Genomic DNA, 6,519 nt, shown 5'->3' with positions numbered 1-6,519 from the left:
AGCCTGGAGGAATTTAGATATATTACTAAATACACCATTTAATGCTGCCATTCTAACTGCTTCAGAAGACTTATCTACTACCATTCCTTGAATACCTGGACGTCCATCTTCTCCCATTAACCAGCCTTCAACTTCGATTATCTCTCCTTTATTGTTAATTACTGAAAGCATTTCCAATCGGCATTTTGCTCTCTCTGAGGCAATATCTCCATTACAAGATTCAATTAAAATTGCTTTTTTTATTTGATCAGTTTTATATTCATTATAAAGGATAGCTGTATTCAACAACTGAAGTACTATTGGGTCTGGTGATGAAGAGCTGTTAGTTCCAGTACCTACAACGACTCCAGTGAGTAATACAGCCTCAGCAGAGCTACCACTAGTAACATAATTTTCGACGTCCTTTTTTATTTCTACGAATCGTTGTACATGCACTAATTTTGCAACCACTTTTGTATCGGTTTTTGTATCGGTGGCTTCTTGATCTTGGCCAAATCCATCATCAGTATATAAAGTTTGTTGGTTGAAATTCTCTTCTAACATCTTTTGATCTAATATTTTCTGATTTAAATCGTTAATTTTAGCTGTAGTTTCTGAATGTTTGTTTTCTATCGCTTTCTCGAGTTCAGTTCGTAATATTCTTACCTCATTTAGTACCTCATCAGTCCATTTAGCCCTTGGGTCTACAGCTTGTTCCAACTCCAGATATTTCCTCTCTTGATTCACGCTTCTCTAATGACTGTACTGGCTCTTCTTTTTGAGTAATGACATAAAAAACAAAAGTGACTAATATTACTACACCAGCTAAGCTTATTACTGGCCTATCTCGAATAATTACTTTGCAAATGAATTGCTTTGAGTCCTTCACTTCATCTTCCTAAGTGCTAGTTAATTTTCATTCCACTGGCAATCCAATCTAGGTAAAAATCTAATACAATACCAATTGCTACCATGACTCCAGCAAGACGAATGTTCACCCTTGCTACAGCAAAAATCGATGATAAAATAGTTACACTGGAAATACCTATAGTTTTAAGTTTGCCGCTAGAAAGGTTCCCAATTTTATCAAGTTGATTTTCTAGAGTTGAAGCTAATGCTGATTCAAAAGAAAAAACACATATTATTAATAGTGCTATAACAACTTTATTCCACGGATTTTTCAGTAAACTTGAACATACAAACTCTTGATTATTTAGTTAATTCACTCATAATTTCTCTGCTAAGGAGTGAATTTGATGTTGGGGTTTTTTGAGTTGCACAAGAAAATTTATCTTAATAAGATTTCACTCTAAGCTGCTTTAATAAGCATTATAGGGCTTGGATCCTTTGAAACAAAAATCAGTTTTAAATCTTGAACTGTTTCATCTTCACCAATCAATGTTAAATAAACCTTGTTTTTACCTTGCTGTGGTACAACAAAAATACAGCCGGAATTATGAATTACCATATCTCAGCTGCATCTTGCTGATAAGCAAATATATCGTTTATTTTATCAAACTTTAGACTGATCCTCGTTAGTCCATATTCAGAAATCTCAATCTCTAGTAGCTCATTATCTTGTAGCTCATACTCTACTGCATATACACTGCTAATTGTACGTGCAACCTTTAATACCTTATGGTAACTCCTCATAGACAGCTTAAATTTTTGGGCTGCTGTATTTAGTAACTGTTGGCCTTCGTTAGTCGGAGTAACAAAATCAGTTAATAACTGTCCAAATAATTGACTATTTGCAATTATACCATATCCATTATATCTAGCAAGTTGTACTGTATGTTATGTGCAGTATTAACTCTTTTTAATACTTCTGTCGAAGACTCAGAGACTGTATGTTTATCATCTATATTATATGTAATTTCTGGTACCTCAACATAAATATCAAAACGATCCATCATAGGGCCAGAAATTTTCATCTGGTAATCAGTTCCACATCTTGGAGCTTTATTACATGCTTTAGCAGCATCAGATAAATATCCACATTTACATGGATTCATAGCTGCAATAAGTTGAAATCTAGCAGGATATTTTACACTAAAATTCACACGAGAAATATGTACTTCAGCCAACTCTAATGGTTGCCGTAAAGCTTCGATAGTATTAGTTGAGAATTCAGGTAGCTCATCTAGAAATAGTACTCCATTATGTGCTAAAGAAATTTCTCCTGGTTTAACTCTTTTACCAACTCCTCCTCCAACCATAGCGGCAATTGAACAAGTATGATGTGGTGATCTAAATGGTCTATGTTGAATCAGATTACTTCCTCTAATAAGATTAGCAACACTGGCTATCATACTACATTCTAAAATTTCTATTGGAGTCATTTCAGGTAGTATACCTGGTAATCTTTCAGCTAACATAGACTTGCCAGTTCCTGGAGGACCAGACATTAACATATGATGTTGTCCAGCAGCAGCAATTTCTAAGGCTCTTTTAGGTATAGTTTGGCCAATAATATCTTTTAAATCAGGGTAACTTATTTTTAAAGATCTAATATCTATTTCTGGTTGCTGTATTACCTGAGTACCTTTAAAATGATTAACTAAGGATAATAAATCTTTAGGAGCAACTATTTTTTTATTGTTAGACCATGCTGCTTCCTTACTATTTGCTACAGGGCATATAATTCCTTTTTCTCTTTCAACAGCACCTATAGCTGCTGGTAAAACTCCAGCTATAGGTAGCAGTGTGCCATCTAATGATAACTCGCCTAGAATAAGATATTCAGTCATTTCATCGCAATGCAAAACATTCATACTAGTTAATAGTCCACACGCTATGGCTAAATCAAAATGACTTCCTTCTTTAACTAGATCAGCTGGAGCTAAATTAACTAATATTTTCTTAGCTGGTAATGCTAAACCCATAGAAGCTATAGCAGCTTTTACTCTTTCCCTTGCTTCTGTAACAGTTTTATCTGCTAGTCCTACTATTGTAAAACATGGTATTCCAGTAGAAATTTTTACCTGTATATCAACATCAAGAATGCCAATACCATTCCACGTTAAACTTGAAATTCGTGTTACCATATTACTGCATCAATTTTATTCTTTTATCAGCGTATGTTAAGTGATATAATCTCTTTATATTTAGGATAACACTATGCATTTATGTTATTAATATATGAACTATATTGATAGTTAATAAACTGTGAAAAAATCAAAAAAGAACTTCACTTCACATATTGATATAATACCTATAATTGATTATTGTATCAAATAATATCTAAGCGTATACTATATTAAAATACAAAGTTTAAGCTGATAAAAAAACAGCAAGCAAATTACAGAATCTTGATTAATTAAATTTTATAACTCATAAAATTAATGAATATTGTTTTAATTAATGATTTACAAACTATATGCAGAGTGTATTATAATCCTTTAGGCTTATTTCTAAATGGCAATAGTAATTAAAAAAAATACTAAAGCTTAGTTAAGTAAATTTGATGCGGGTGTGGCGAAATTGGTAGACGTACCAGATTTAGGTTCTGGCGCTGAAAGGCATGGGGGTTCAATTCCCTCCACCCGTACCAACATAAGCTTAAAAGGAAGGTAATAAAAGAATATAAAAAATACAAAAAATTTTATTATTATGTCCCAAATTATCCAGTTGCAAAATGAGGGCCTTGAAAGGCATTTTAGGATTTTTATTCCTGTTAATATAATAAAAGAAAAGATTGATCAAAAAATTATTTCTTTAACTGTACAAGCAAATATGCCTGGGTTTAGAAAGTTTAAGGCAGGGGCTAACATTACCTCAAAGGCAATGCAAGCAAAGCAACTACAAATTCGCAAACAATATGAAACATCAATAAAACATGATGTCCAAAATGAGGTAATTGCTGCTGCAGTAGATAATTTAATAAAATCTAATAACTTTTCACTAATTGGTAATCCTAGTATTGAGATTAACAATAACTCTAGTATTATTGATGTAGAACAAAATTCAAATATAGAGGGTTCTAGTACAACAGAAAGAAATATAACAGTCGACGTAAAGTTTACTATATATCCTGAAATTAAAATTCCTGATTTTAGTCAAATTACCATTAAAAAGCATATAATACAAGTTACAAAGGAATATATAGATGAATTAATTGATAGTTTGCATCAAGAAATTTATGAATATAAGGACTGCTTGAAACAAGAAAAGGCAACAAAAGGAAAGAAGTTAGTTGTAGATATTGTTGTTACTGGTGATGAAATAGAAAACCATAATAAAGAAAATATAGAATTTATATTAGGAAATAATAATTTTATTAGTGAAGCTATAGAAGGAAAGATCTATAATAGTGTAGTAGGGGATGAGCTAGAAATCAGCACAATTTTACCAGATACTTATTTTGAAAAAAAAGTTGCGGGGAAGTTAGCTAATTTAAAGATTACAGTAAAAAAGATTCAGCAACCTATATTTATTACAGAGCAACAACTGTTGGAAAAACATCAATCTACAAGTATAGATGATCTTAAAGCGAAGGTAAGAGAGTTTAAAAATGTAGAATTTATGAATCTTAGTCAGATGTTGCTAAGGGCTAGGCTATTAAATCAGTTAGATAAAGTGCTAGATTATGAGCTTCCTAAAGTATTATTAAACTCAGAATATGCTATTGTAAAACAAAATGTTTTAGCTGCATTAAAAGATGACAGTAATAATGGTATCAAAATTGCTTTAAATCAAGGTTCTGCTGAAGATATTGAGCAATATTGTCAATTTATAGCTGCCCGAAGAGTAAGAATAAGTTTATTTATATTACATTATGCTAATCAGAAGAATATTACTGTTACTTCTAAAGATAAAACAATGCTCTTAATGCAACGCTTTAATAAAAGTCAAGAAGAAGCTACTGCTATTATCAACACATATAATCATGATTATAGATTACTGCTCAATAGTTTAACTACAGAAGCAATGGAGATCAAAGTAATTAATCATATTCTTGAAAATGAAGTTAAAATTATAGAAGAACCTTGCATATTTGATGACATAGAGGGTTTTGCAGATGAAATAAGTAAAGATATGGGGCTAAGTTTTCCAAATGCTATAAACGAAGTTGATGAAAAAAGCAGCATTCTAAAATAGGAATAATTTGTAGCTTAATTCTGATTATTGTGAGATTTTCTGCATCGTGGTACTCACGATGGACAGAGGCTAAGCTAAGCATCAGGTGAAAGCAGATGAATCAATAAAGTAATATTTTACATATTTAATACAAAACAACAATATTGTTTTGCTAAATCAAATAACCAAAATTCTCTTTGTTAACTGGAAACTTTCTCACCGCTTACTAAGTATCTTCAGTTTCACCAATACGTTTACACGAGGTAATTTCTGGAATTTGGTAGGTCATCTGTAGTTGATACTGGCTTTTCTTCATAATGGGCGTTGGATACTTGCCACATAATCCTCTATAGCCATAATAGCACCATAACATCAATTGTCGATGCATCTTAGCCATAAGCTTAGCTATATCTTAATACAGATATTCCAACTCCTCCATTATGAACTGCAGCAGTTCCAGCAAAAGGATAGATGATGATATGCTTATCATCTAATCTAAACTTAATATCTATGTTTGTTTAATGTTATATGAAAAAAAACCAGTCTCTAACTATGATGCTCTATATCTGAGCAAAACTCTATACCTCTACTGTAAGCAAATTCTCTTGCTAATTCTGGGGCAAATATATATATTTCTTCGCTACGTCTAACTCTAGCTAATAAATGTTTTCCCATATAGTTTTCTGTAAAAACTAAATTTTTTATCTCCCACTATTCTTCATTTATAACTTTTACCATGGTCTTATCTTTATCAATTGCATCTACCAATGGTATTACATGTAATACATAATAGTCATGATTTTCAAAATCCAGATTCTTTTTCTTCATGTTTTTTATTGTAGCTGGAAATGCCTGAAAATCATCTGGACACATTTTCTGTAACTTATCCAATACTCTATTTATGTACTAAAAACCTTACTGCTGCATCTATCTGATTTAGAAAGTCATATTAGAAAGTCATATTTTATCACGCTTGGCTTACAAAGCATTTGTTCTATAGATAAATTATATTCTTTTTCTTCCATTCTTTGACCTGGTCTTCCATCATACGAGTCATATTTAGTTCTAAAAGGATGATCATAAAGATCAATAGATCTGTATAAAGCTATTAAAGGTTTAGTGTCATAAAACTTATTTGGTAATTTTTTTGGTTTTCTCATTATTTTATATTCTTATATTATTTTGTTTTGTTAAGTTTAATACTGCCATCTCTTATATCTTCTCTTAATTCATCCATCAAGTCATATATCGCGTTTCTACATTCTTCTTTATTCAAGTTTCCTAACTTTACATTATCCCACAAGTCATCAAGCATTTTTTTAATTGGAACAACATAACTATTATCATGCCTTCCAAGATGAGTTGAGCGCTGACTTGGTGGTGGTACTTTTAGCTCTGAAATAATCTTAATTTCTTCTGTAGTAAGAGTTGGATTTAATTGCTTTACCATTGTTGCATATG

12 protein-coding genes, 1 tRNA gene and 1 pseudogene are annotated in these 6,519 nt (G+C 31.6%); 2 read left to right on the top strand and 12 right to left on the bottom strand.

The genetic code is table 11. The annotated features are described in order from the left end of the window. From OCHUTO_RS04520 to OCHUTO_RS04510, 7 genes and pseudogenes are all read right to left on the bottom strand, one after another. Positions 1–699 (bottom strand): TraB/VirB10 family protein (locus OCHUTO_RS04520; RefSeq protein ID WP_232297007.1); only part of this gene is annotated, 699 nt, incomplete at its 3' end. Beyond that, a complete protein-coding gene (locus tag OCHUTO_RS06690; protein WP_232297006.1) occupies positions 671–868 on the bottom strand; it encodes a hypothetical protein in 198 nt (65 codons plus the stop codon). The genes OCHUTO_RS06690 and OCHUTO_RS04520, both read right to left, overlap by 29 nt. A gap of 16 nt (positions 869–884) precedes the next feature. Then, positions 885–1,163, bottom strand: coding sequence for a hypothetical protein (locus tag OCHUTO_RS06685; RefSeq protein WP_084215423.1), 279 nt, complete (start codon positions 1,161–1,163; stop codon positions 885–887). A gap of 125 nt (positions 1,164–1,288) precedes the next feature. Further along, positions 1,289–1,447, bottom strand: a complete 159-nt coding sequence (locus OCHUTO_RS05900; protein ID WP_156961311.1) for a hypothetical protein — start codon at positions 1,445–1,447, stop codon at positions 1,289–1,291. Further along, the gene (locus OCHUTO_RS06680; protein WP_232297005.1) at positions 1,441–1,632 is read right to left on the bottom strand and encodes a hypothetical protein; all 192 of its coding nucleotides are present in this window, start codon (positions 1,630–1,632) and stop codon (positions 1,441–1,443) included. Before OCHUTO_RS06680 ends, OCHUTO_RS05900 begins: the two co-directional genes overlap by 7 nt. Positions 1,633–1,647: 15 nt before the next feature. Further along, positions 1,648–1,737: pseudogene (locus OCHUTO_RS06675) on the bottom strand (hypothetical protein); the annotation flags it as partial. After that, positions 1,737–3,026 (bottom strand): YifB family Mg chelatase-like AAA ATPase, encoded by a 1,290-nt coding sequence (locus OCHUTO_RS04510; protein WP_052694664.1) that lies wholly within the window; start codon positions 3,024–3,026, stop codon positions 1,737–1,739. The gene OCHUTO_RS04510 and the pseudogene OCHUTO_RS06675, both read right to left, overlap by 1 nt. 421 nt (positions 3,027–3,447) lie before the next feature. Here OCHUTO_RS04510 and OCHUTO_RS04505 point away from each other — a divergent pair. Together OCHUTO_RS04505 and tig are read left to right on the top strand one after the other, a co-directional pair. Beyond that, positions 3,448–3,532: transfer RNA gene (locus OCHUTO_RS04505), tRNA-Leu, on the top strand. Positions 3,533–3,591: 59 nt separating this feature from the next. Continuing rightward, the gene (gene tig, locus OCHUTO_RS04500; protein ID WP_045797596.1) at positions 3,592–5,079 is read left to right on the top strand and encodes a trigger factor; all 1,488 of its coding nucleotides are present in this window, start codon (positions 3,592–3,594) and stop codon (positions 5,077–5,079) included. A 205-nt stretch (positions 5,080–5,284) separates the two neighbouring features. On the opposite strand, the gene OCHUTO_RS07175 is transcribed toward tig, so the two are convergent. The 5 genes from OCHUTO_RS07175 to OCHUTO_RS04490 all read right to left on the bottom strand — a co-directional run. Next, entirely contained in the window at positions 5,285–5,431 is a 147-nt protein-coding gene (locus OCHUTO_RS07175; RefSeq protein WP_370664249.1) for a TraU family protein, read from the bottom strand. Between the two features lie 173 nt (positions 5,432–5,604). Next, positions 5,605–5,733: a hypothetical protein gene (locus OCHUTO_RS06885; protein WP_269745497.1), complete on the bottom strand. Its 129-nt coding sequence runs from the start codon at positions 5,731–5,733 to the stop codon at positions 5,605–5,607. Between the two features lie 36 nt (positions 5,734–5,769). After that, entirely contained in the window at positions 5,770–5,949 is a 180-nt protein-coding gene (locus tag OCHUTO_RS05895) for a hypothetical protein (RefSeq protein ID WP_156961310.1), read from the bottom strand. A gap of 53 nt (positions 5,950–6,002) precedes the next feature. Then, complete coding sequence (locus OCHUTO_RS04495) at positions 6,003–6,218, bottom strand: hypothetical protein (protein WP_045797595.1); 216 nt, start codon at positions 6,216–6,218, stop codon at positions 6,003–6,005. 17 nt (positions 6,219–6,235) lie between these two features. After that, positions 6,236–6,519: hypothetical protein (locus tag OCHUTO_RS04490; protein ID WP_045797594.1), on the bottom strand; the 284-nt coding region annotated here is incomplete at its 5' end.

Source organism: Orientia chuto str. Dubai (genome assembly GCF_000964595.1).
GTDB classification, from domain to species: Bacteria; Pseudomonadota; Alphaproteobacteria; order Rickettsiales; family Rickettsiaceae; genus Orientia; species Orientia mediorientalis.
Note: the sequence above shows the minus strand (reverse complement) of the source record. Positions and strands in the feature narration are given on the sequence as shown.